This is a genomic window from Coleofasciculaceae cyanobacterium (genome assembly GCA_036703275.1).
GTDB lineage: Bacteria > Cyanobacteriota > Cyanobacteriia > Cyanobacteriales > Xenococcaceae > Waterburya.
On record DATNPK010000088.1, the window covers coordinates 1 to 23,668 of the forward strand.

Below are 23,668 nucleotides of genomic sequence, written 5' to 3' on the forward strand. Positions count from 1 at the left end.
TGAGTGGGAAGATTCCCTCTCATTTGCCAATCGCGGATTCACGGATAAACCGCACTCCGCCCTTCGGTCTCGAAGCTTATCCTTTAGGAAAAGCCGCCGCTAGTCATGCACGGGCAACGCTTCCTCGCGCTTCTCAAACTCTTTTACCTGCTGCCATAACGCAGAAGGTATCAACACCACACGGGTTTTACTACCCTTAGCAAACACCGTAGCTTTACCGCCGTCACCATGCTTTTTAAAATCATCCCAAGTTAAACCGATCGCCTCACTAACTCTCAACCCACAGCCGTACATTAGAGATAGCATCAGGCGATTGGCGAAGCTTAGCCAAAGGCATCGCGCTCATTCTTCACCCCATACTTAATCAATCCTTGCACCTGGGATACATCTAAAATCTGATCGGCTAAATTCTCCTTGGCTTTGGGAGACTTAAGGAAACTGCCCACATTTAAAGTTAAATACCCAGTCTTTACCCCAAAGCTAAACAGAGACTTAATTAACGTGAGTTCGGGTTAAGCAGATGCAGTCAAAGCAAAGTGATCGACGGCAACAGAAGGTTTTTTGTCACGGTGGCAATAAGCAATCAATCCACTTAACAAATTAACGATGAAGTTGCTAGGTGAACGATGGCGACTATGCTCAATCTGGCAAATATGTTTCAACTGTTCAATTACTGATTCAATCACTGCTCTTTTACGTAACAATTGTTTATCAGATAATTCCATGAGTTTATTGTTCATATTCTTTTTGAACTTAGTCACTAAGATAATTCCCGAAGTTCTCAAATCACGAGCTAAAGTTTTTGAGATGTAACCTTTATCTCCATATAAACTTACCTAATTGACCTTGAAGCATTTGTCGAACTGGTTTTCGAGCGTCAGTATTTCCAGCCGTCAGAACAATATTTAATAATTCACCTCGATCGTTAATCGCTAAATGAAATTTAAATCCGTAAAACCAGTCAACAGAGGTTTTACCTCTTTGAGCTATTCCATTAAAGACGCGGTGACAGAAAATACGTCGGTTGTGACAGACTTTCAAACTAGTTGAATCGATGAATCCAATTCCTGTACTAGTTCCTAATTGAGAGCGCAAATAAGTCATTAAAGGAATAACTGTACTTGGAAGCCATTCGATAAAGCGATGATAGCTGACTAGACAGGAGAAAGATGAAATGCTACTGTTATAGTCATGATTTCGCTCAGGCTGAGTTTTCTCTGGCGATGCCTTCGGAGTACGCGCAGCGTAATCGCGACGACGTTGACCACTTGCTAGCAGTTGGTTTCGCCATGCTGGTTCAAATTTAAGGCAAAAATCATCAATAGGGCTAAACAATTCTGTCTTTACTATACATAGAGCAGACTTACTGAAAAGTGTAGTTACTTTCAGCTTACTATCTGTGACGCGAAGCTAATCCTTTAGGGCTCTTTTTCTTATCCCGAACTCACGTTATTTACTAAAACTTTGTTCGCCACAGTGGTAAGCTTAAATCGAGCCTTTAATCCGCGCTTCCATAGCTGCAAATCCTTTAATTTCACTTCAGATAAAGATTTAGCAATGAATTCGATGAACTTAGACTATGTGGTCAATTAATCCGAGTCAATCGGCTTGAAATCATATCCCGTACCAGAAGAATTCCCTGGTTGTATTTTAACTAAAGTTCCCTTAATCAGGCGATCGCCAGAAGGTTGAAAAGTAATTTTGCCTAAAACTCCTGAAACAGCAAAACCAGGATTAGCCAAAGTTTGCTGTAATTGTTGGCGAGTAGTAGACGAACTCAAACCAGTGATTAAAGCTTTAGTTGCATCATAGGCTGTAGCAGTACGCCAACTTCCTTCCATGCCCCATAACTCTATAGCATTTTTATTAAAGGCAGAGTGGGCTGTGGAGTTTGGATGCCAAGCAGTAGGAAGCACCATGCCGTTAACATCCGATTGTCCAATGTTCAAAGTTTCATAGGTATACATTGAATGATTACCCAACATAGTCAACCGATTTTGATTAGCTCTGCTTACCTCTAAAGCTTGATTAATTTTGTCTACTGAGGGAATCAACAACAGAGCTTCCGAGCCATTTGCGATCGCTTTTGCAGGTATCTCATCAGGATTAAATTTTTTACTACTAAAATCACACTCAATATTAGAAACTTCTCCTCCTAATTCAAACACAGCTAAAGAAAATTCATCTTTAAAAGATATGCTAGCTGGCGAGCTAGAGTCAGCACAAACTGCTATTTTCTGTCGGCGAATATTATCTACAGTATACTGAGCCAAAGTTTCAGCTAATACTCTAGAGCTGGGGGTAGTTCTAAAGATGTAGCTACCTGCTTGAGACAATTCTCGGGCAACACTGGTAGGAGAAATCATCACTAAATTTCCCTGCTGATATATTGGTGCTGCCGCAATGGAAGCATCACTTGAATTATGTCCGACTACTCCCAAAATCTCTGGATTAGCGACAAAATTAGCCGCAATTTGTTGAGCAACTTCTGGTTCATTATCATCATTGGCAATTTGAACTTGAACTAGTTTGTTGACGCCATCTTGCTCGATGCCACCTTGCTTATTGATTTCGTTTTGGGCTTGGGATACGCCGCGCAATATTTCCTTAGCAACATCAAGACTTCCCCCAACGGGAATACTTACGCCAATTTTGATGGTTTCAAAATAATCGATCGCTGCCAAAGAATTATTTAAATAAATCAAAGCTTCTGGATCGTTAGGATAAGCTTTTAAAGAATTAGCAAATTGAACCTGTGCTTTAAAAAAATCACCCGCAGCAAACTTTTCAACTGCGAATTGTTTATCGGGATTATTATCGGCACTAATCAGAATGTTTTCGCCCAAACTCAATCTCTGTTCAATTTCAGAGTTTTCCTGGTTTTGATTTCTAGTTAGCCAACGCTCCATCAGAGTTTTTGATTTGCTTGAAGCTAAATTAGAACTTTCTTTTTGACGATTGATTGACCAGATAGTTAGCAAAATGGCAATGAGTATACCAAAAACGATAATTTTTCTACTTGTCAAGTGATTTTGTTGGTTACTCATAGATTTTTCCCGTTCACTCGGAGGTAGTTGTTTCTGGGGACGAAGATCTGCCACAGCTTTTTTTGACTAAGTGATATTGTTGGTAAATAATGCTACTTCTTTCTACTAAAGTTTTTCAATAATTTAACGTTATGGCCAGGGAAAGTTAGAGGAAATCATCAATAAAACCAACTGTATTATTTGCACGAAAGCTTTTATGCTGTTCTTAATGCAATAAGCAAAAGATCTTAAAACTACTGCATGGTTTCACAACAAATTTCAGAACTAGTTGCTCGGACTTTGGGGCAAAACTCTTTGCCTGAGTAAACACAAGGCATTAGACTTGTCCAAGAAATAAATTCATGAGAAAAAAGTCCTAAAGGATTAGCTTCGCGTCACGGTAGTAAAACGACATTTAGGTAACCGTCTTGTCAAATTCACTTGATTATATCCAAAAATATCGAGAGCGAACAAAAAGAATATTAGGCATTAGTTATTAACAATGGCAACAATTGAGCGAAAAGGCGATCGCTGAGCAACAAGAAGATAATAAGCAAATATCTCGTCAAAGAATTTTCATTGAACATTTAATTCGTCGTCTTAAAATCTTCCGAGTTGCTGCCGATAAATTTGGTAGTGTAGCAATAGTGTTGACAAGATAAGAAGATTAAAGATTTTTGTGTCCTGTCTAGCAAGTTCGCGATCGCCTTTTTCTTGGTTCACCAAAAGTGTGCAAGACCCCTTATTATGAGCCAAAAGCGTTAGTTTTTGCAAGCCACTAGAATTACTCTATATTACAAATCTCTCAAAGGAGCATTATTTGGTGATAAGGAATTAGAAGGTGTGCTTGGGAAAGATTCGCTGTTGTCATCTAAATCTCGCAATGATTCTGATGAATCTTGGTCGACGCGAATTGTTGGTTTAGGCTCGCCAATAACAGGCATATTAACTTTGGTTGTTTCAGGAATAGGAACTTCTGTGATTTCTGGGGTAGGAGCGATCGCTTTAGTTTTTTCTGCTTCAGGAGGAGTCGCAACGTCAGTAGAGGCCGTCTCGGCAATTCCTTCTTCCGCTTGAGAGATAATTGCTTTCGCCTTTTCCTGCCAATACATTGTAGGAGATGAGTCTTTAACTTTGATAGCTTGTTGTTTGGCGTACACCCATTTTTCTTCACTCAAGGCTTTTTCAGCAGTGGTCATAATTGCTTCATTAGTTTCCGACTCTGCTTTCCAAGAGTCTTTAAGATCGATAACCCTAGATCTGACGGTACTGTCTTGGGGGATTTGCTTGACTGTCTCAAACGCTTCTTCAATATTTCCGTCTTGTTCGTAGAGTTTAGTTGCCTGTTCTAATAGCTGCTCTGACCACAAATCAACTTGTTGTTGAATTTCTGCATCTATAGAAGTGTTTTTCGGTAGAGTTTTGGCGATCGCTAAGGCTGCGCCATACTTAATATCTTCTGCCTCTACTTGGGCTTGAGCTAGACCACACTGAGCTTCAAATTCTTGTAGTTGCTCTTTGGACATACTCGGTGAGGGAGCCACATCAGCAGCTTGAGCATTCATAGCAACTGCTTCGTCATAGCAAGCTTGATATTCTTGCTTTTCTAACATTTCATTAAAATGATTTACCTGTTCTTCGATACTTTTTTGGACAGACTGGGTAGTTTTTTGCTTTAGGAGATACATTCCCCCAGACGCGATCGCTCCTAATATTAAAGCTACTCCTAGAGTAGTTAGGTTTTTACGAGATTTTTGAGCCTTAGACATGGAATTTGATTCGGTTTCACGTGAGGTGGATTGAGTTTCTAATTGTGGTTGCTGTTCATTGTTCGTAACTAATTCAGGTAATTCAGGGTGAAAATTGGTTAGATTTTCTGGCGTGTCGATAACTGAGCGATCGTTATTTAAGGATGAGGAATTTATGGATGTGGCTTGAGGCTTTCTGGACAAATTGGCTAATTGAGAAGCACTTAACTGAACTGTTGGAGTATATTCAACTGCTTGTGTTTGACGAATAGCTTCGGGTTTATTTCCCAAACCAGCTAAAGCTGTGATAATTTCTTGAGCCGATTGATAGCGTTCTTTAAAATGATATCTGGTCATTTTGGCAATAATATCCGCTAATTGTGGGCTACATTGAGCTTGTTCGCGCCAAATAATTTCACCGTCTTCATCTTCAATCAACTCGACAGGATGCACTCCAGTTAAAGCCTGGATCGCAATAATGCCCAAAGCATAAATATCGCTGGTGGTACGGGGTTTTCCTCTTGCTTGTTCAGTGGGCATATAACCTCTTGTTCCTACTGCTACGGTTGCAGGAACTAATTGAGTTTGCTCGGCAATAACTTCTTTTACAGTCCCAAAATCTACTAGTACTAGCTTATGATCCCAACTGCGGCGAATTAAATTGTCAGGTTTGACATCACGGTGAATTACGCTTTTTCCATGAATAAAATCGAGGATATTCAAACAATCTATTAGTAGTTCAATAACTTTTCCTTCTGACCAAGGTTTTCCTAAAATAAGTTCTTTACTTAGGGTATAACCTTCTATATATTGTTGCACCAAATAAAATTTCTCATCTTGCTCAAAATATGCCATGAGTCGTGGTATTTGGTCATGAATTCCCAACGTATAAAGAGTTTCTGCTTCTTTCTTAAATAAACGTCTCGCTACTTGAATAAAATTCGGGTCGTCAACGCTAAAATAAAGCTGCTTTACTACACATTTATCTTTATCTGGTAACTGAATATCTTCTGCTAGATAAGTTTTACCAAATCCACCCTTAGCAATATATTTAATTACCCGATAGCGTGAGCCTAAAATAGTTTCCTGCATGAATAAAATAGATTGTTTAATTAGATTTATATATGTTTGATTAATATGTAATTTTAAGAATACAAAATTCTGATTTAGTGAGCCAAAATTCTAGTTTTTATTTCAATATTTCAGCGATTATTGTAAATTAAATAAATTCTACAAACTTTGATAGTTTTATAGAGAGGTGGAGCAATAACTACATTTGCTTAAGTTTTTCAAACTCCGATAATTCTGTAGCCAAACTTTTTTGTTGAGTTTTGTATTGCTCTAAATTATTTTCAATTCGGATTTGTTGTTTTTCGACTTCCACTAAGCGATCGCTATAGACATCGGTGACAATTTCTAGTCCATCGGTAATTTTGTTTTCTTCTAACTCTAAATTTAAGTTCAGATCTTGAATAACTTTATCTAGTAAGTTTTTAGCAAAAGATTGGTAGTAACTAGAAAGATCTTTCTTGAGTTTTACGCTCGCCTCATCCAACTTGAGATCGTTCTCGCTATTGTAAGCACTGACCAAAAGAAAAATAATTCCAAAAATAAAAATGCCAAACAGCCAAGGATATTGTTTAAAGTAATTAGACAAGCCTTGGGTCATTTGATTTTTACTGGATTTAATACCGACAAAACCCAGTACCAAAGTAAGCATCATCATAATCTGCATCATCTGACTTCTTAGCTGGTTCATAATGTATGCACCGAGAGACTTTTGCTTATGGCTGGTTTCGCAATTAGTTCCTGCAAAAGAGAGGAGAAAATTATCCTGCACGTTAATATCATCGGGAGGAGAAAACGGGGATTGTGATAGGACTTCGGGAATGACATTGGTTTTTTCATTAAGTCTGTCTAGTAAGCCATGCAAACCACCATTACAGTAGACCTGACTGACTTTGTACCATTCTTCTATTGCCCACTTTTCCAGTGAATCTGTACAAAAACCGATAAGACTTGTATTAATATCATCAGAATCGGAGGAATCATCATTTAGCTGAATAATTTTCTGTCCATTTTTCTTTAAAACTACGGGGTTTAAACTATCAACAAAATCCTGAATCTGATAGACGACGCTTTTCTTACTATAGACATCTACAAATGCAGCCTTAGATTGAGCTATGTCTAACTTGATTGCTTTAAAAAACTTATCTTTAGTTTGATTAGCTTCGACGATCGCTTTTTTACTAACTTCCTTAAGATTAATTTCTGACAGGGCTGCTAATTCCTGCTGTGCTTGAGCTAGCTTTTCGGCTAATTCTTGCTGTTGCTGTTCTAAAAAAGGTTCGACGGGTTCGGCTGCACGAACAACTTTAACCGCGATCCGTTTAGCAAGGATATTTTCTGGCTGACGTTTGACGAGATCGCCAAGAATTTTGGTAAATCGTTCTTGTTTTTTCTGTTGTTTAGGGTCTAGGTTATTGTTACCGTCTTCTGTATAAAAAGATTTGAGATAGAGTGGCACTAATTCAAACCTAGGTTCTAAAACATCATTTTTTAACCAGACTTCGATCGCGTTTAGATTTTTTTCCGCTACCTTTGCCACCTCCTCTTTGGGATCGGGGGTATCTACCAGTAAATACTGCCGAGAGATGTAAGTTTGGTTGAGATTTTGCACGAAGTTTTGCACTTCTAGTGCTAGCTGCTGTTTGCTGTCTATCACCACCATTAATAGATCGCAATCCACCACATCCCAATATTCTCGATCTATTTCTAGATCGAGTGGTTCAATTCGGAGCGTAAAAGCTAGTTCTGCTACGTTTTCTCCAGCTTGGGGACAGGCAAGGGTAATAATATCTCCTGAGTTGAGCAATCGAGAGTCTGTTAACCGCTCTCCATTAACAAAAGTGCCGTTGGTACTATGGCGATCGCCAATTTGCCATTGAATAGCCTTTTCTGCTTCTATTAAAGGCTGAACTACTGCATGATTCCAAGATACTCCCTGATAAAGCTGAGGATTAATTTTCACATCAGCTGCGGGTGATCTGCCGATCGCATACTCGCATTTAGAGTTTAATTCAAGATACTGCTGCAAACCAGTAGCATCGGCTAGATTTTGCCTTAATTTTAAGCTCGCACAATGCTGCGGTGCAGTTTGCGTTAATGGTTTGGGGATAGCATCAAATTTTAGTTGAAAAAATTGCTTGAGTTCAGTTTGACTATTAATCAAATCGAAAACAGCCTGAGCTAAAATTGGAGACTGACTGACAATTTGAACTGTGAGTTTTTTCTGATTGAGAGTTTTGTTTAGTTGAGCAAGCTGGCGCGAGATATCGGCTAAATCTTCCCGTTCATCGGCTTTTCTACTCAAAAAAAGCTGAAGATTTTCGATGGTTTGACTTAATTTATCTGCTTTTGGTGGCATGAATTCAACTTACAATTGACTGAATGGCGATCGCCAATGAACTAAATCCTACTTCTCTTCACAGAAACCAACCTATTTAGTTTTGGGCTGGCTAAAATTAGGCTGACAGTATTAGAGATAAAGTGTTAGGAACTTATTTTCATACGAATTTACCGAGTATCTCTTGGATATCGTCAAGAATACCAACTACTGTACCTACGCCAACGTTAGTTAATTCAACCCCGTCAACTAAAGTATCCTTAGCGGTGTCGGCGGCGTCGCTGGTAGTATCTACAAGTTCAGCAATATCCGTGATGGCTTGTTTCAAATCTTCAGCCTTGCCAACAAGATCGCCAAAGATCTCTTCTTGTTGGCTGGTGAAATCGTCCATCGTTTCTTTAGAGGAATTATTGGTTTCCTCTGCTTTAGCTTCCCCTTTTTCCTTCAACTCTGTTTGGATGGTTTCTAGTTGGGTGGCTAAACCTTCTAGCATTTCGCTAAGTTTGTTTGTCGCCTCGTCCGATATTGCTTCTTCAGTTTCGGCGGATTTATCTTCAATTTCCGCTTGAAAATCGGCGATCGCATTGCTGACCTCGTTGGCTAAATTATCCCCCGATTCAGAAAGGCTTTCGGTAAGGTTTTCTTTGACCTCTTCGACCTTAGTTTGGAGATTGGTAATCGTTTCTCTCACCGACTCAAACACATCGTTAAGTTCTGAACCATCACTCTCGGCTTCGTTGCCCAATGCTTGTAACTCGCTAATGGTTTCTTCTAGTTCCTCGCTGGCACTAGCCTGAAGCGATTCGACACTGCTTTCCATGTCAGCAAAACCTTGAGTTACTGCTTCGGACTCCCCGTTCAAATCTTCCCTAGCACTAGAAATACGCTCTAATAATCCTTCTGCCCGTTCTGCCAGACTAGTCCAGTTACTGTCAAATTCTGACGATACCTGGGCTAACTTTTCCCTAGCTGTCGATAAATCTTCGCTGGCTTGGTCAGCGCGATTCATCAATTCTTGTAGCTTGATCACCGTCTCGGCTGCGGTGGTTTCAAAATCTACTGCCATCTGTCATTCTCCTGTTTAATTAATAAAATCTAATAATTGCCAATCTTCCTAATCATTAAAATCTACGTTAAACTTATCGGCTGCTGTTTTCACCGCATCTACTTGAATTTTTAGGGGCATAATTAACAGATCTAAGTTGTCAAATAATGGCTCTAATAACTGTCTTTGAGTTGAAGACTCTTCTTCCGAATCACTGAGCTTTTTCGCCATATCGTCAATCGAACCAGTGATTTCTTCTACTGCCGTGTCGATTAGCTCTTTAATCTCCCCATCAATTGTTTCTTTCGTTTTCTCCATCAGATCGTCCACACCGCCAGACATCATGTCAGCAGTATCGCTGAGGCTACTACTAAAGTTTTGGGCAATGCTGGCAAACTCACTCGCCATGGTGCTGATGTTGCTGCTAACTTCTGACTGTCCTTGGTTAACCTGATCGGTAAATTTATCTACCTCTTGTTCCATCGAACTACTGGCAGACTCTAGCTTTTCTCGTAGGGTGTCGATCTTTTCAATGGTGCTTTCCATTGCCGAGGCTAGCTGTTCTTGACTGTCGTTAATCGCAGTTCGCGCTTCTTCTAATTCGCTGTTGCTTTCCTCTGACTGAGATTTAGTTGATTCGCGGTTGTCGTCGAGCAAGCTTTGATACTGACCTAATTTCTCTTGAGTCGCCTCTACCTCTCCATCGAGTTTTTCAGTAGCTTCGTTGAGAAAACCAGTCAATTCTTGGACGCTAGCTTCAAAACTCTCTACTTGCGATTCAGCTTGAGATTGATGTTCTGCCACCTCTTCTCGCATTTCATTGAGAGCTTGCTGCACCTGTGCCAGAATATCTGCTACCTGTTGCTGTTTCTCTGCCACATTTTCCGTAAGCTGATTTGCCTCGGCTTCTACTTCCTGCGCCTGAACGATAATTCCATCTAAGCGATCGGGAAAATCCATAATTAGCTGAGACATTAAGTCTAATGATTCGCCTAACTGACTCATGGTTATATACTCCTAAAATTTTTGTTAAATACTGATTAAAAAAGATCCATCACCGCCTTGATTGCTCCTGTCGCAACTTTGGCTGCTACGAGCGCTGGCAGCACGGGAGACAAAGCACCAGTAACACTAGCACCAACGCTCATCATCACCGCGTTTTCTACCGCTTCTTGCATCATTGCCTGAACCGAATCTTCGATCGCATCCTGGAAGCTTTCAGTAATCTTGTCTTTCATTTGCTCGCCAGCATAATCTTGGGCATTTTCTAAGACTTCGTTGAGAGTTTGTTTCAGCTTGTCTCCTAATTCCCCTGTATCTTGCCCAAAGGAGGTAAACATCTCTTCAAAGTTAGCGCTTAACTCTTCAAAGCCAGAGCTAATTTCCTCTAGTTGTTCGCCTGTAAGCTCGCTGCTAAAGTCGCCTAAGATAGAGTCAAGGTTGGATTTAAGGGTTTCACCAATATTGTTTGCCACCTCCTCAAAATCACCTTCAGTGTCCGACTGTGCGGTTTCCATTTTCTCCTGTAAGCCTTTAACATTCTCGGTAAAGTCATTAAAAAAGCTTTCTGTCTCTTCTGAACTAGACTCAACGCTCTCTTCCATCTCAGAAATAGTTTCAGCCAGTTGGTTAAACGCTGCTATTACTTCCTCTAGGCTGCTCTCTTGTTCGCTCTGACGGCTTTCGTTTGCCGAACCAAATTCATTTTCGGAACTATCTACCGTTTCGCCACCATTGCCTATCTTTTCTTCTAGTTCGGTTAAGGACTCCTGTAAGCTCGTCATTACGCTTAACATCTCATCGCGAGAGCTAGCAAATTCAGCTTGAGTCTGCTCAAATTCTTGTGTAGTAGCTTCTAAACCTTGAATAATGCTGTCTTTGGCTTCTTCTAGACTAGTATTAGTCGATTCTAGCTGTCCTGAAAGTTCGGTCATTTGCGTCGATGCCAACTCAATCGCGTCGATAATCTGTTGCAGTTTCTCACTAGATTCTTCGACATTCTGGGCTAAAACTTCTGCTGCTGCCATAATGATTCTCCTGTTAATTTATTGATTGGTGCATTGATGCAAAATTTAGCCCAGCAATGCTTTCGCGGTGTCTAATACTGGTCTTACCTCGTCGATTAAGTCGGTAACCTCTGAGATTTTATCGACAATTTCGCCGATGCTACCTTTAAGCAGATCTCCCATTTCTCCCCCCGCACTATCAAGCACAGAGAAAGCCTGAGTTAGCCCTTCGGATGATCCCGTCAGTTCTTCCATCACTTCTTCGGCAAACTTCGAGGCGATCGCGGTAGTTACTCCTTCGGCTAGGGAATCAAAACTGGTTTCTAAATCTTGCTTTTTGCTATCGCTTTCTTCAGCAACGCTAGAGAAGTTCTCTCCTAAAGTTTCTAACTGTTCTTGCAATAGGCTTTCAAGGTCGCTAAACTGTTCTATCAAATCTGCTTTTTTCTCATCAAAGCTTTCTTGAGCAGTGGTAGCAGCCGAATTGTGTTCTTCTAAGTTAGCGTTGGCTGCTTCTTCGTACCCAGCAATCGCTTCCTGTAAAGCATTGATATTTTCTGCAAAAGTATTTAAACCAGAAGTGGTATTTTCCTTTTCCTCTGCTAGCTGTTCTGCCATTTCTGCTTTACGGCTTTTTACTTCTTCTAAACGAGTGCTAAAACGTTCCATAGCTTCGGTTACAGCATCACCAACTTCAGTAATCTTTTCTTGAAAAGAAGTCAGTTTCTCTCTCGTGCTTTCCATTTCAGTTTCTAGAGACTCTTCTGCTGCTTGTAATTCGGCAATAATTGCTGACCAGCTTTCTTGGGCTTCTTGGTTAGCAGTGGTTAGCTCATCGGCTAGATTAGTGGCAAATTCCACAATTTGATCTACCTCATCAAAAGCTTTTTCTGCATCTACTAACAACACTTGAGATTTTTGATCGCATTCATCGATCAGCAAATTAATATCTTCAGCCATTTTTTTAAGAATAAAAAACTTTGGATTAAAGTTAAAAACAATTTTCGATTTAGAGACTTAATTAGGATTTTAATATCTCAGATAAAAGTACGATATCTTGCTAGGAAATATGCAGTTGCTGATAAAAACTATTTAGGCAAATGCATATAAAACAGATTTTATATTTTACTTGTCGAGAAACACTACTCTCTATTCAACCGAATTAAACCGTTTTAATTAAGATTAATTACTACGTTTAAAGCTCTTGCTACCGAAACTGTTTATTGAATAGGAGTATATTATGTTTAGTTCTGAATTTAAAATTAAAACTTCCTTAAATTTTATCGATAAATTCGGATTATAAAACTTAATTTTTTAGATATGTATTTATGAATATAATATCTAATTTCACAAAATAAGCTATGGCAATCAATCTTGGAGAAGAAAAATTATGACAGCTGAGCATAATCGAATTTGGGCTACGCTTACCTTAAAAACAGAGTCAATTAAGCAGTCTGCCGCCAAGAAACATATCCTATCCACAGTAGAAAACACGGTAATTGGTCGCTCTCCAGATTGTCAAATTGCTTTAGATCCTCATGAATTTGTCACCGTATCTCGTCGTCATGCAGAGATAAAATTAGTTGATGCCAGTTGGCAAATAAACGACTTAGGAACAACTAATGGAACTTTAGTAAATGATCGCCCAGTCAGCAATAATCAACGATTGGAATCAGGCGATCGCATTATTTTAGGCGCAAAAGGTCCTGAATTTAGCTTTGAATGTCTTACCCTAAATGCCACCGTGATGGTACAGCCTACCGAAATAGAGGTTGATATACCCGAACCAGAACCTAGTCCATCTAAATCGGAGAATAAACCGATAGAAACTCCCGAAGTTGTAGTAGCCAATGTCACCATTCCTGCTGTCCAAGAAATTGTTAAAGACCCCGAGCCAGCACAAGCACCTATAGCCAAGAATGCTAAGGATAAAGTAAAAGAAAAAAAGCTTTCTGCTGAAAATGAATCTATTGCCGAACCTAAACCCGAAGCCAAAAAACATACTCCCGCTAGGGCTGTAGACAACGCCACCGTTTCCAAGACAAAAACTACTTCTGTTTCTAAGTTAGTTAACACAAGCCCAAATACTCTCGCTTTTGATTCTGGGAAAAGCTTATGGAATTTAATATCTGCAACAGAACTATGTCAAATAGCAGAAAAATCTCAGTCAGTATTAGCCCTGGCGTTTAGCCCAGATGCTCAAGTATTAGTCAGCGTAGCCAAAGATAAAACCATTAAACTATGGAATATTTCTAACCAGACAGAAATTGCCACTTTGACAGGACATAAATTAGCAGCAAATGCTATAGCATTTAGTCCCGACGGACAGATATTGGCTAGTGCTGGAGCAGACAAGACAATTAAGCTTTGGAATATTGACAATCAAGCAGAAATCGCTTCTTTTTCGGGACATAAATTAGCCATTGAATCTTTAGCATTTAGTCCCGATGGACAGATATTGGCTAGTGCTGGAGCAGACAAAACAATTAAGCTTTGGAATATTGACAATCAAGCAGAAATCGCTTCTTTTTCGGGACATAAATTAGCCATTGAATCTTTAGCATTTAGTCCCGACGGACAGATATTAGCTAGTGGCAGTAAAGATAAAACAATTAGATTGTGGAATGTCGCCAATCAAGAAGAAATAGCAGTGCTTGCTGGTCACAAACAAGGAATTAGCAGTATTAATTTTAGCCCCGACGGGCAGACTATAGCTAGTGCTGGAGCAGACCAAACAATTAGATTGTGGAACAAAAAAACGCAACTAGAAATAGCTGCGATCGCTACTCCTAGTTGGCAAACTGGCGCGATCGCGATCGCAGTTGATGGGAAAACCTTGGCAGGCATTGACGAACAAGGCGCGATCAGATTATGGCAGATTTAATCAAATTCATAATTTTCTATTCGGTTTCTCCAAACCATTTTTTATAAATCTCATCGTAAGCACCACTTTCGACGATGGATAGTATGGCTTGATTAATTTCTTCTCGGTAAGGACTATTCGTCTTCAAAGCAATACCATAACTTTGCCGTTCAAAAGTCGAACCAACAACCTTCGCTTTACCCACACCATCTCGCGCAGCATAATTTTGGAGTACAGGCGCATCATAAACTACGGCATCTACCTTTAATTCTTCTAAAGATTGAAAGGCATCTTCTATCAACTCATATTCAATTTTTTTCATCGGACGATTGGCTAAATATTCTTCTGCGGTACTTCCTTTGACTGTTGCCACTCTTTTGCCGTTAAGATCTTCCAATCCCTGAACAGAACTTTCTAGCTGCTGTACTGTTAAAGCCGAACTGACTGAAGCAGTAAAATAAGAGACTAACAAGACTCCTGTAAACATCCAGATAGTTGCAACTATTCTACCTGCAACACCAATAGGGGCTTTATCTCCATAACCAACAGTGACTACGGTTACCACAGACCACCAGCAGGCTTCCCATATTCCCTTGAAATATTCTTGGGGGAACATTTCAGGGTTGTTTTTCCGCTCAAAAAACCAAATTAAATGAGCAGAAATGCTAATTACTATTAGCAACACCCCGATAGTTTTCAGTAAAATCGGCGAAAAAATCAGCCAAAGAAAAGTGTTAACGGGAGAAGGTTCAGAATGTATAGGAACTAATATTTGCAATCCCGATTCAAAAAAAGAATGAGAGAAGTCTACGATTTTCTCTCGTTCAGAAGTGATCGTAATACCTGCTAGCGCAATATCAGTATTACCCGAACTTACTGATTCTAAAAGATCTGTAACCGTTTTTTCACCATATAACTCATATTCTAATTCTAGTTCTTCAGCTATTTCTCCCCAAAGCTCGATACTAAAACCAATGTATTCACCATCCTGTACAAAAGCAAAAGGTGCAAAAGGTTTTGTACCGACTCTCAAAATTTCAGATAATACAGGTGTTTGGATAATAAAGACTAAAAACGAAGATATTAATCCAGATAAGCTCCAGCAAGCAATATTATTGCATTGAGACAGTCTATTAAACATCAAATTTTATAATTTTATAATACTCTTGCTTTTATTTCGACTCTTCAATACCAACAAATTAAATATTAAACGGTTTTTTTGAAAGAACCGATCGAGTTTTATTGATTTGAGTGTAGCATCCAAATCCACGGAGTACACAACCATATTCTTTACTAAACTATTTTTACACCCCAAAAATTGACGTTAGTGTAAAGTATCTTTGATTTCTAATTGTTAAAAAAAACAACCGTTTTTTTTAACAATTCGGATATATGCGATCGCTCTTGTCGAAAATTGGCGATCTCTATTGTTGTTTAGCTAAACCTCCAGAAGATTTTTTGACCAAAGAGCGTAAGATAGATGAAAGAGAAGAATAGTTATCTTTCATCATGTACAGAGATGGTCATATAATAAGGCGTACAGCGATTTATCCAAGTTCGGATAGCATTCCCCCACTTACCCCCCAGATGGAGTTAAAACTTATTCAAATGTGGCTGCATGGCAAGTCAGGAGCTAGTCGCGGAATTGGGGCAGCAATTGCCAAAAAAATGGCAGAATTGGGAGCAAACGTGACATTTACTTACTCTAAATCTCAAGAACAAGCTTAGGCTATGGTTAAAGAGATTGAAACTAAAGGTGTTAAAGGATTAGCGATTCAGGCTGATGTTATGGAAGCCGAAGTAATTTTAGCAATTCAAAAAGCTATATCGACGTTGGGAGCGATCGATATTTTAGTTAATAATGCAGGAATTTTTGAGCTTAAATCAATTACTGAAAGTAGCTTAGCAGATTACGAACGAACTGAAAAAGTTAATATCAAAGCCGTTTTTGCTGCCACTATGGAAGCCGGTCAAATCTATGCTAGCAGAAGGGCGTATTATTACTATTGGCAGTGTAAACACGGATTTTATAACTTTTCCTGGTGGTTCACTTTATGCAATGAGTAAAGCTGCCGTACAAATGATGACCAAAAGTTGGGCGCGAGATTTGGGCGATCGCTTATTAAGAAGATAAATAATGAGAAAGCCCCGGTTAAAAATATATTAAGGGTTTTGAAGAATAAAAGTTAAAAATAATTAAAAGTAGTTTGAAATAACTGGTTAAAATAGTAGCATTTTTGTAAAAGCTATAATTCTTAGCTCAATCATAATCGGTCTTCTTTCAGAAATAGTTTCTAAACCATACTTACAGAATATTACATTTACCTCGGCGCAATGCCTATAAAGAGGAAAATATGAAAACTCCCACTCAAATCATTACAACAAACACTGATGAAGATGGAGATGGCATCATCGATTCTCGTTCTTCAAACACAAACACTTACGATCAAAGGGGTAATCTACTAACTGGTATTTCTGAAAATGATTACAATGCAGATGGCATCATCGAGTATCGTTTTTCAAGCACGAACACCTACGATCAAAAGGGTAATCTACTAACTAATGTTTCTGAAGATGATGACGATGGAGATGACAGCATTGATTATCGTGCTTCAAGCACGAACACTTACGATCAAAAGGGTAATCTACTAACTAGTGTTTCTGAAAATGATTACAATGCAGATGGCATCATCGAGTATCGTTTTTCAAGCACGAACACCTACGATAAAAAGGGTAATCTACTAACTAGTGTTTCTGAAAATGATGACGATGCAGATGGCAGCATCGAGTATCGTTCTTCAGGCACGTATACCTACGATCAAAAGGGTAATCAACTAACTGGCGTTGTTGAAAATGATGACAATGCAGATGGCATCATCGATTCTCGTGATTCAAGCACGAACACCTACGATCAAAAGGGTAATCTACTAACTAGTGTTTTTGAAACTGATGACAATGCAGATGGCATCATCGATTCTCGTGATTCAAGCACGAACACTTACGATCAAAAGGGTAATCAACTAACTTACGTTTATGAAAATGATAATGATGGAGATGGGAGCATTGATTATCGTTCTTCAAGCACGAACACTTACGATCAAAAGGGTAATCAACTAACTAGTGTTTTTGAATATGATTACGATGGAGATGGCATCATCGATTCTCGTGATTCAAACACGTATACCTACGATCAAAGGGGTAATCTACTAACTGATGTTTTTGAAAATGATAGCGATGGAGATGGCAACATCGAGTATCGTTCTTCAGGCACGTATACCTACGATCAAAAAGGTAATCAACTAACTGGCGTTATTGAATATGATTACGATGGAGATGGCATCATCGATTCTCGTTTTTCAAACACGTATACCTACGACAAAAGGGGTAATCTACTAACTGATGTTTATGAAAATGATAACGATGGAGATGGCATCATCGATTATCGTTCTTCAGGCACGTATACCTACGATCAAAAGGGTAATCCACTAACTGGGGTTTTTGAATATGATAACGATGGAGATGGCACAATCGATTACCGTCAGGAAACACTCTATGAATATTTGAATGGAAGTGAATATTTAATCGGAGTTTCCACCCCTGAACTTGAAGTTTTTGCCGATAATTCGATTGATTCTCAAGTTAATCCATTAAGTGAACACTTTGATCTACCTTTGACAGTTGCTGAGTTTTGAGAAATAGTCAGGGTTAGAGCGATCGCATTTTAAATTGTCTCAAGAATAGCTGGTACAAAGTTTTTGAAGACATGGATATAGATCCGCCTAAATAGGAAACTTCTAATCAAGGAGGTTATGACTTGGGAACGGGTAATAAACCTCTAAATGGAGACTATGACATTGATGAAGGAATAATCATTAAAATCTCTAAAGACGATTATCCCGATTCAGTCAAAGTAAAAAAATGGGTCTATGATGCCTTATACGGGCATACCAAAAGCGTGGAAATTAGAAGGCTTTGTGTTATTGTTTTCTACCAACAAGACGAAGAACCTCTTTATCATGTCGATTTAGCAGTCTATTGTGAATCAGACGATAAAATTTATTTAGCTAAGGAAAAACTTAACTCTAGCGAAGAGAACAAAATTTAGGAAGAAGCAGACCCACACGGGTTAAGTAAACTTATCAAGGAACACTATAGCGATCGCGATGACGATAAACAATTTCGTCGCATTATTCGCTATCTCAAAAGATGGAAAGATGTTCAATTTTCCCAAGATGGCAATGCTGCACCTATTGGAATTGGAATTACTATAGCTGCATATTACTGATTTAAGCCTGAGAAAACAGTAATTGATGTATTTGCAAACACTTAGAAATATAATGACCTAGAAGCTCTCAGTCAGTTTGTTCGGAAAATAATTAACAACTTTACTACTGTTTGGCAGGATGAAGAGTCTCTCGAACGTTTGAAGGTTATTTTGCCTGTAGTTCCAGAATGCGATCTTTTCAGCAAGATGAGTAATAGTCAGATGACAAACTTCAAGAATAAGCGGGAAAGTTTACAAAAAGCTTTTAAAAAAGCCGATCCGACAGAAGCTTGCAAACTACTTCAGAAACAATTTGGTGATGATTTTCCCGTCCCAAAAAAGAAAGATACCGCCCAAAAACGCTCTAAAGCGATTGTTTCTTCTAGTGCTTCAGCTTGAATGTTAGAAATTTCCGAACGAGTATCAATTCTTCACGACTTAATACAGAATGGTTGTCTTCAACAGGCTCGTATTCTTTCAGACGATGAATTAAAAAATATAGCAAATCGAGGAGTAGTAGCTGGTGTAGAAGGAGAAATTGAAATAAACGGGGAAGAAATTTCTTTGTGGGTTGGAATTAGGGAAAACTTTCCCCTTACCCTACCAATAATTTTTCTACAACCAGCAAATGTCTTAGGAAAGATTCCTCATCTCGAAGAAGATGGTTATCTTTGCTATCTAGATTCTGAAGGTTTATTTCTCGATTCTAGCAACCCTGTCGGAATCCTCGTTGAAGCAGTTGAGCAGGCAATTGAATTATTAGAAAAGAGCGTAAGTGGCGAAAACAAATGGGATTTCATGGACGAGTTTCATGCCTATTGGCTACAGCTGGGTTCTAAAACTAAGTTTCTTGCTGCTTATTTACCCGTAGACATTACCTTGCGTAAGATATACGCATATCAAGATGGCGATCGCTATGTTTTGGTAGCAAACAAAATAGATAGCGCGTGTGCTTATTTTAACCATCGAAATAAGAAAATCGATTCTTATATGCGCCATACTGGACTATATATTCCACTAGAAGTAGGAACTTTTCTAACTCCACCAACCCCTGATAAACTTTGGACTCTCAGCGATTTACAGGAAATAATTCGCAAAAATGTGTCAGCAGATAATCAAGAAAAACTGCGAGAGTATCGAGTTAGAAAAAATAGATCGGAAGAATTGGTAATTATGGGAATTCCCCGTCCCCAAGACGGAATGACACTTATCGGTCTAGTTTTTTCTGATGTAGGCGAGGAACATCCTTTAATCGCTGGTAATTCTACAAAAGTTCCTACACCTATAAATGCCCAAAGATACGATCTTGATTATTTACTTCCTCGTGGCGATGCTAATCGAGATCTTAATGAAATTAAGGCTTTGGTTGTAGGATGTGGTGTTGTTGGGGGAAATATTTTAACATCACTGGTACAAGCTGGTATTAGACATTTAACTCTCATCGATCCAGATATTTTGAAACCTGAAAATATCTATCGCCACCCTATGGGGAAATGCCAAGAAAACCAGTATAAAACTCTAGCTATCGGCATTGGTAGATTAGGGTATGATTTTTACTGAGTGTGATCGCAAATTAAATAATTAACCATAGTTGAACATCAATGCAATGTCCTGAATGTAAATCTACTCACATAAACAAAAATGGAAATAAGAAGGGTAAGCAAAACTATATTTGTGTTGAATGCGGTCGGCAATTTCTAGACTGTTATCAAACATCCAGAGGTTACTCTGACCAATTTAAGCGAGAGTGTTTAACAATGTATGTTAACGGTATGGGTTTAAGAGAGCCCGTGCATGATTCCCGTGCATGGTATATCCGTAGGTGTATCCGTTCAGGGACACCTTCGGACGATGCCCTAAAGGACTAGCTTCGCGACGCGAAGCTAGTCCTTTAGGATACCGCTCCGAGACCGAAGGGAATCCTTTAGGGCATATGCTTTAGTATATGCTTCGCGTCACAATAGGAAGAGTGAAGAAAGTGAGCCATGTTGCAGTCATGAGTTGGGTCAAACAAGTTGGAGAATTATTACAGTCACGCTTATGAGCCTGAAGTAATTCCTCAAGTGGGAGAGCTAGACGAATTAGAGACGTTTGTGGGTTCAAAAAAAATAAACTCTGGCTTTGGACAGGGCGCGAATGCGCCCAGTGCCTTGCTTGGCAAGGTCAGATGCGTAAGCATCGCGTAGATCATTTTAAACCAGGTATTTTAAGCTGGGTTGTAGGAGATCATAGTGCAGAAACATTTGAGCCACTATGGGACATCGTTAACAAGTGGAAATGCTATTTTTATATCACCGATGGCTGGAAAGTCTACCCAAGTTTTATTCCTGATGGAGACCAAATCATCTGTAAAACTTACATGACGCTTGGTTGAGGGAGAAAATACTAGACTAAGACACTACCTTGCCCGATTGCACCGAAAGACGCTTTGTTACTCTAAATCTGAAACAATGCTGAAACATTCGATTCGACTACTCATTCACTATCTTAAATTTGGAGATGTCCCTGTTCCTTATATAGAAAATAATTTTTCTTCTTAGCGATCGCTTTGCGCTCTTTTTAGACCTTCATTTACCAACGCCAGAATATTGTATGCTGTTCATGATTATTGAGCGATTCCAAGACAATGATATGCTGCCAATTTATCAGCGTGTTCGCGACGAAGGAAGAATGTTTCCCGAAGGTCTTGAATATGTTGATAGCTGGGTTGAACCAAACTTCAGTAGGTGTTTTCAGCTTATGAAATGTAATGACCTACGTTTGCTTCAGGAATGGATTTTAAAGTGGCGTGGTTCGGGAGCAAATGATTGAGATTGTCCCAGTAGTCAGCAGCCAAGAAACCAAAGAAGTTATCGAACCACTGCTCGATCAATTGTAATTCACTTCGGATAGTCCAAGTAATAATGCGATCACTCTTTCTGGAAATCATACCCTAATTTACCAACGCCTCAATAGTTCTTCTGTCTTTGCATTGGGGTCTAATCTAAAGTCCAAACATTTATTAGTTTCCACATTCGAAAAATGAACTGCACAGATTAAGTAGGGATTATGAACAGAAAGGGAACAGCGATGCCTTTATGCGAAGCGGTATGCCACGGCACTAGCTTCGCGTCGCAAATCATGCACGGGCAATCGCAATCTGAAATTTTAGGAATAGCAAAAACTATTAATAACCGATAACAACTCTAACCGTCTCCAGTCCCATGTTAAGAAATTAATTTGTTGTCTCGTACATTTTCTGCGGTTGATGGAGCGAACCATCCCAGAAGACTATTTCGTACTGATAACAGAGATCTCTAACGTAGTAAACCACCAAGACAGCACCGTTAATACTGGTCAAATGTTCGAGCTTCATAGTTTTATTTAAGGTTGGATAAATCTAACCGAATCATACTATTAGTATAGTTTTTTCCACCAATTCAACTAATTACTTTCCGTGTACAAAGCACTGCCAAATATGGGATGTAAGCCACACTTCTGGATTTTTTTTGAATTGGCGATCGCTTCGCGTCGCACCCGAATGGTGTTCACGATTGTAAGGACTATGCCATGAACTACGTCGAACTGCACCGTAAACATGGCTTGGAGGTCAAGATGTCCTAAAGCATACCGCTTCGCATATGTAGTGCTTTTTGCTACGATACGCCAGAGAATAGAACAGCCCGTTTGAAGTTGGAGAGTGAGTTGATTAACAGATGGCAGTCACCGTTTAATAAGGAAAATTGGAATAAGTACGCTAAGCCGTTTGGTTAGATTTAGAACAAGGCGATCGCTTTAATCGATAAACAACACCGTGATACTTTCTGACACTCAATTCTATTTGATTTTAGGTGTGAATGCAGCTTCTATAATAGATGCAAAAATTTTAGTTACGTGTAAAAAAAAATCAGACCATGTATAGATTGTTACTTCATTAATTCAAAATCACTATATATCTATTTAGTATTTTTGTTCTTAATTAATGTGGCAGCTAAAGTACGGAGTCAAACCCGAAGGCGAACTGATAACTATTGAAGAGGTAACTTCGGGAAAAACTAATCTTGTCTGTCCCTTCTGCGATCGCGATTTGGTGGCAAAAAAAGGTAAGATAAAGCAACATCACTTCACTCATACGGGAGAAACTTGTCTAAGAGTCAAGAAAAGGCAAGCTTCCATCGCTGCCACTGTATGATAATTTTCATCTTCAGCTATCAGCCCAACACTTTCAACTATTAAAAGATTTATGGCGCGAATACGGACATACCGATTATCCCATTATTACCGTTCCCTTTGAATTACAGTTGAAAAAACTCTTTAACCCAACACCACAGGGATATTACTTTACCAATTTGGGTAAGATTCCCGTCGGTGGACTATCTCTATCAAGGTTCAATCAAATACAAGAAGCGCTAATGCTTTCCGAGCTAGCCAGAATGACTAATGCGGTAGAAATTGCCAGAGGGATTAGTTCGACCTTGTTAGAAGAAAAATTAGCCTATTTAAAGTTTTATCGCCAACAACTACACCGAATATTGCAGTTTACTCTCTATTTTCTTCAGATAAAGTGCGATGGTAAAACTTTGCACAACATAGGCGTGACCAGTAGACGGATGTGCGATCGCCTCCCAGAGATCGAGAGAGATTTAAAACAACACTATTCAGACATAAGTATTGATGTACTAGTTACTTGGCAGCATAGAGGTAATGTTGAACTTTACTTCAAACATCGCTATAAGGAGAAGAACTATCGCATCGGCAAACTGACTGAATACTATAAGTTTGATGTCACACTAGTTTTAGAAGATTTGTGTTCGATGCAGCCGAAAGTTTTAGAAGGAGAAGAATTATCGATCTGTAAAGAGTCATTTAGTTCATTTTCTCCCACCATAAAATTATGACAACTGAAGAGGAAAATACTAAATGGTTTCGAGATCGCCTTCTAACCTGGGCAAAGTGTAACTTAAGAAACTATTCCTGGCGCAGAACTACAGACCCATACTTTATTCTGGTTGCTGAGTTTTTGTTACAGAGAACCGATGCAGATACAGTAGCACCTATTTACAAGATTTTTGGTAGTGCGAAAGATGTAAGGATAGAGAAAATAGCAGGCGGATTAGGATGTCAATAAATTGTCCTTGATGTGAATCAAGGCACGTTGTAAAAAATAGCAAAATACATAATAGTAAACAGAATTACAAGTGCCGTGACTGTGGCAGACAGTTTGTAGAGAACCGACAGCAAAAGATTATAAGCCAATCGACGAAAGATTTAATTGACCAGCTTTTATTGGAGAAGATTCCATTGACAGCAATTGGCGCCAGTTACAGACGT

General features: G+C 39.1%; 23 protein-coding genes and 4 pseudogenes. 14 read left to right on the forward strand and 13 right to left on the reverse strand.

What is annotated here, in order from left to right; all coding sequences use genetic code 11:
- Window positions 1-99: 99 nt before the first annotated feature.
- From V6C71_16500 to V6C71_16515, 4 genes and pseudogenes are all read right to left on the reverse strand, one after another.
- Window positions 100-309, reverse strand: coding sequence for a tyrosine-type recombinase/integrase (locus tag V6C71_16500; protein ID HEY9770064.1), 210 nt, complete (start codon window positions 307-309; stop codon window positions 100-102).
- 14 nt (window positions 310-323) lie between these two features.
- Window positions 324-446 carry a hypothetical protein gene (locus tag V6C71_16505; GenBank protein ID HEY9770065.1) on the reverse strand — a complete coding sequence of 41 codons (123 nt, stop codon included), beginning with the start codon at window positions 444-446 and terminating at the stop codon, window positions 324-326.
- 66 nt (window positions 447-512) lie between these two features.
- Window positions 513-1,350, reverse strand: a pseudogene (locus tag V6C71_16510) (IS982 family transposase).
- A gap of 239 nt (window positions 1,351-1,589) precedes the next feature.
- Entirely contained in the window at window positions 1,590-3,101 is a 1,512-nt protein-coding gene (locus V6C71_16515; protein ID HEY9770066.1) for an ABC transporter substrate-binding protein, read from the reverse strand.
- A 437-nt stretch (window positions 3,102-3,538) separates the two neighbouring features.
- On the opposite strand from V6C71_16515, the gene V6C71_16520 reads away from it, so the two are divergent.
- Window positions 3,539-3,688: a hypothetical protein gene (locus tag V6C71_16520; GenBank protein ID HEY9770067.1), complete on the forward strand. Its 150-nt coding sequence runs from the start codon at window positions 3,539-3,541 to the stop codon at window positions 3,686-3,688.
- A gap of 132 nt (window positions 3,689-3,820) precedes the next feature.
- Here the strand turns inward: V6C71_16520 and V6C71_16525 are convergent, their stop codons facing one another.
- The 6 genes from V6C71_16525 to V6C71_16550 form a co-directional block, all read right to left on the reverse strand.
- Complete coding sequence (locus V6C71_16525; protein ID HEY9770068.1) at window positions 3,821-5,866, reverse strand: protein kinase; 2,046 nt, start codon at window positions 5,864-5,866, stop codon at window positions 3,821-3,823.
- A 178-nt stretch (window positions 5,867-6,044) separates the two neighbouring features.
- Window positions 6,045-8,201, reverse strand: coding sequence for an FHA domain-containing protein (locus V6C71_16530; GenBank protein HEY9770069.1), 2,157 nt, complete (start codon window positions 8,199-8,201; stop codon window positions 6,045-6,047).
- Window positions 8,202-8,340: 139 nt separating this feature from the next.
- Window positions 8,341-9,246 (reverse strand): hypothetical protein, encoded by a 906-nt coding sequence (locus V6C71_16535; protein HEY9770070.1) that lies wholly within the window; start codon window positions 9,244-9,246, stop codon window positions 8,341-8,343.
- A gap of 48 nt (window positions 9,247-9,294) precedes the next feature.
- Window positions 9,295-10,230, reverse strand: a complete 936-nt coding sequence (locus V6C71_16540) for a hypothetical protein (protein ID HEY9770071.1) — start codon at window positions 10,228-10,230, stop codon at window positions 9,295-9,297.
- A gap of 35 nt (window positions 10,231-10,265) precedes the next feature.
- The gene (locus V6C71_16545) at window positions 10,266-11,252 is read right to left on the reverse strand and encodes a hypothetical protein (GenBank protein HEY9770072.1); all 987 of its coding nucleotides are present in this window, start codon (window positions 11,250-11,252) and stop codon (window positions 10,266-10,268) included.
- A gap of 45 nt (window positions 11,253-11,297) precedes the next feature.
- Window positions 11,298-12,191 carry a hypothetical protein gene (locus V6C71_16550; protein HEY9770073.1) on the reverse strand — a complete coding sequence of 298 codons (894 nt, stop codon included), beginning with the start codon at window positions 12,189-12,191 and terminating at the stop codon, window positions 11,298-11,300.
- 430 nt (window positions 12,192-12,621) lie between these two features.
- Between V6C71_16550 and V6C71_16555 the strand changes: the two genes are divergently transcribed.
- Complete coding sequence (locus V6C71_16555) at window positions 12,622-14,115, forward strand: FHA domain-containing protein (GenBank protein HEY9770074.1); 1,494 nt, start codon at window positions 12,622-12,624, stop codon at window positions 14,113-14,115.
- Window positions 14,116-14,131: 16 nt separating this feature from the next.
- Here the strand turns inward: V6C71_16555 and V6C71_16560 are convergent, their stop codons facing one another.
- Window positions 14,132-15,235, reverse strand: coding sequence for a transporter substrate-binding domain-containing protein (locus V6C71_16560; GenBank protein ID HEY9770075.1), 1,104 nt, complete (start codon window positions 15,233-15,235; stop codon window positions 14,132-14,134).
- Between the two features lie 446 nt (window positions 15,236-15,681).
- Here V6C71_16560 and V6C71_16565 point away from each other — a divergent pair, with 446 nt between their 5' ends.
- From V6C71_16565 to V6C71_16605, 9 genes and pseudogenes are all read left to right on the forward strand, one after another.
- Complete coding sequence (locus V6C71_16565) at window positions 15,682-15,822, forward strand: hypothetical protein (protein ID HEY9770076.1); 141 nt, start codon at window positions 15,682-15,684, stop codon at window positions 15,820-15,822.
- Window positions 15,823-15,825: 3 nt separating this feature from the next.
- Window positions 15,826-16,161, forward strand: a complete 336-nt coding sequence (locus V6C71_16570; protein ID HEY9770077.1) for an SDR family NAD(P)-dependent oxidoreductase — start codon at window positions 15,826-15,828, stop codon at window positions 16,159-16,161.
- A gap of 287 nt (window positions 16,162-16,448) precedes the next feature.
- Window positions 16,449-17,786 carry a hypothetical protein gene (locus V6C71_16575; protein HEY9770078.1) on the forward strand — a complete coding sequence of 446 codons (1,338 nt, stop codon included), beginning with the start codon at window positions 16,449-16,451 and terminating at the stop codon, window positions 17,784-17,786.
- 113 nt (window positions 17,787-17,899) lie between these two features.
- Window positions 17,900-18,199: pseudogene (locus V6C71_16580) on the forward strand (hypothetical protein).
- A 330-nt stretch (window positions 18,200-18,529) separates the two neighbouring features.
- Window positions 18,530-18,757, forward strand: coding sequence for a hypothetical protein (locus V6C71_16585; protein ID HEY9770079.1), 228 nt, complete (start codon window positions 18,530-18,532; stop codon window positions 18,755-18,757).
- A complete protein-coding gene (locus V6C71_16590; protein HEY9770080.1) occupies window positions 18,758-19,918 on the forward strand; it encodes an E2/UBC family protein in 1,161 nt (386 codons plus the stop codon).
- Window positions 19,919-19,959: 41 nt separating this feature from the next.
- Window positions 19,960-20,142, forward strand: a pseudogene (locus V6C71_16595) (IS1 family transposase).
- Between the two features lie 176 nt (window positions 20,143-20,318).
- Window positions 20,319-20,898 (forward strand): annotated as a pseudogene (locus V6C71_16600) (IS1 family transposase).
- Window positions 20,899-20,950: 52 nt separating this feature from the next.
- On the forward strand, window positions 20,951-21,169 hold the full coding sequence (locus V6C71_16605) for a DUF3303 family protein (GenBank protein HEY9770081.1): 219 nt from the start codon (window positions 20,951-20,953) through the stop codon (window positions 21,167-21,169).
- 403 nt (window positions 21,170-21,572) lie between these two features.
- On the opposite strand, the gene V6C71_16610 is transcribed toward V6C71_16605, so the two are convergent.
- Together V6C71_16610 and V6C71_16615 are read right to left on the reverse strand one after the other, a co-directional pair.
- Window positions 21,573-21,713, reverse strand: coding sequence for a hypothetical protein (locus V6C71_16610; GenBank protein HEY9770082.1), 141 nt, complete (start codon window positions 21,711-21,713; stop codon window positions 21,573-21,575).
- Window positions 21,714-21,781: 68 nt separating this feature from the next.
- Window positions 21,782-21,937, reverse strand: a complete 156-nt coding sequence (locus V6C71_16615) for a hypothetical protein (protein HEY9770083.1) — start codon at window positions 21,935-21,937, stop codon at window positions 21,782-21,784.
- 382 nt (window positions 21,938-22,319) lie between these two features.
- On the opposite strand from V6C71_16615, the gene V6C71_16620 reads away from it, so the two are divergent.
- The 3 genes from V6C71_16620 (at window position 22,320) to V6C71_16630 (ending at window position 23,465) form a co-directional block, all read left to right on the forward strand.
- Window positions 22,320-22,529: a competence protein CoiA family protein gene (locus tag V6C71_16620; protein ID HEY9770084.1), complete on the forward strand. Its 210-nt coding sequence runs from the start codon at window positions 22,320-22,322 to the stop codon at window positions 22,527-22,529.
- Window positions 22,530-22,638: 109 nt separating this feature from the next.
- A complete protein-coding gene (locus V6C71_16625) occupies window positions 22,639-23,235 on the forward strand; it encodes a hypothetical protein (protein ID HEY9770085.1) in 597 nt (198 codons plus the stop codon).
- Window positions 23,232-23,465 carry a hypothetical protein gene (locus V6C71_16630; GenBank protein ID HEY9770086.1) on the forward strand — a complete coding sequence of 78 codons (234 nt, stop codon included), beginning with the start codon at window positions 23,232-23,234 and terminating at the stop codon, window positions 23,463-23,465. The genes V6C71_16625 and V6C71_16630 overlap by 4 nt, the downstream gene beginning before the upstream one ends.
- The last annotated feature ends 203 nt before the right edge of the window (window positions 23,466-23,668 follow it).

Coding starts and splice junctions, on each gene's coding strand:
- V6C71_16565 (HEY9770076.1), top strand. CDS start 15,682: ATGGAGTTAAAACTTATTCAAATGTGGCTGCATGGCAAGTCAGGAGCT.
- V6C71_16610 (HEY9770082.1), bottom strand. CDS start 21,713: ATGAAGCTCGAACATTTGACCAGTATTAACGGTGCTGTCTTGGTGGTT.
- V6C71_16540 (HEY9770071.1), bottom strand. CDS start 10,230: ATGAGTCAGTTAGGCGAATCATTAGACTTAATGTCTCAGCTAATTATG.
- V6C71_16560 (HEY9770075.1), bottom strand. CDS start 15,235: ATGTTTAATAGACTGTCTCAATGCAATAATATTGCTTGCTGGAGCTTA.
- V6C71_16530 (HEY9770069.1), bottom strand. CDS start 8,201: ATGCCACCAAAAGCAGATAAATTAAGTCAAACCATCGAAAATCTTCAG.
- V6C71_16615 (HEY9770083.1), bottom strand. CDS start 21,937: ATGTTTACGGTGCAGTTCGACGTAGTTCATGGCATAGTCCTTACAATC.
- V6C71_16630 (HEY9770086.1), top strand. CDS start 23,232: ATGACAACTGAAGAGGAAAATACTAAATGGTTTCGAGATCGCCTTCTA.
- V6C71_16605 (HEY9770081.1), top strand. CDS start 20,951: ATGCTGTTCATGATTATTGAGCGATTCCAAGACAATGATATGCTGCCA.
- V6C71_16545 (HEY9770072.1), bottom strand. CDS start 11,252: ATGGCAGCAGCAGAAGTTTTAGCCCAGAATGTCGAAGAATCTAGTGAG.
- V6C71_16555 (HEY9770074.1), top strand. CDS start 12,622: ATGACAGCTGAGCATAATCGAATTTGGGCTACGCTTACCTTAAAAACA.
- V6C71_16575 (HEY9770078.1), top strand. CDS start 16,449: ATGAAAACTCCCACTCAAATCATTACAACAAACACTGATGAAGATGGA.
- V6C71_16525 (HEY9770068.1), bottom strand. CDS start 5,866: ATGCAGGAAACTATTTTAGGCTCACGCTATCGGGTAATTAAATATATT.
- V6C71_16535 (HEY9770070.1), bottom strand. CDS start 9,246: ATGGCAGTAGATTTTGAAACCACCGCAGCCGAGACGGTGATCAAGCTA.
- V6C71_16620 (HEY9770084.1), top strand. CDS start 22,320: ATGTGGCAGCTAAAGTACGGAGTCAAACCCGAAGGCGAACTGATAACT.
- V6C71_16550 (HEY9770073.1), bottom strand. CDS start 12,191: ATGGCTGAAGATATTAATTTGCTGATCGATGAATGCGATCAAAAATCT.
- V6C71_16570 (HEY9770077.1), top strand. CDS start 15,826: ATGGTTAAAGAGATTGAAACTAAAGGTGTTAAAGGATTAGCGATTCAG.
- V6C71_16590 (HEY9770080.1), top strand. CDS start 18,758: ATGTTAGAAATTTCCGAACGAGTATCAATTCTTCACGACTTAATACAG.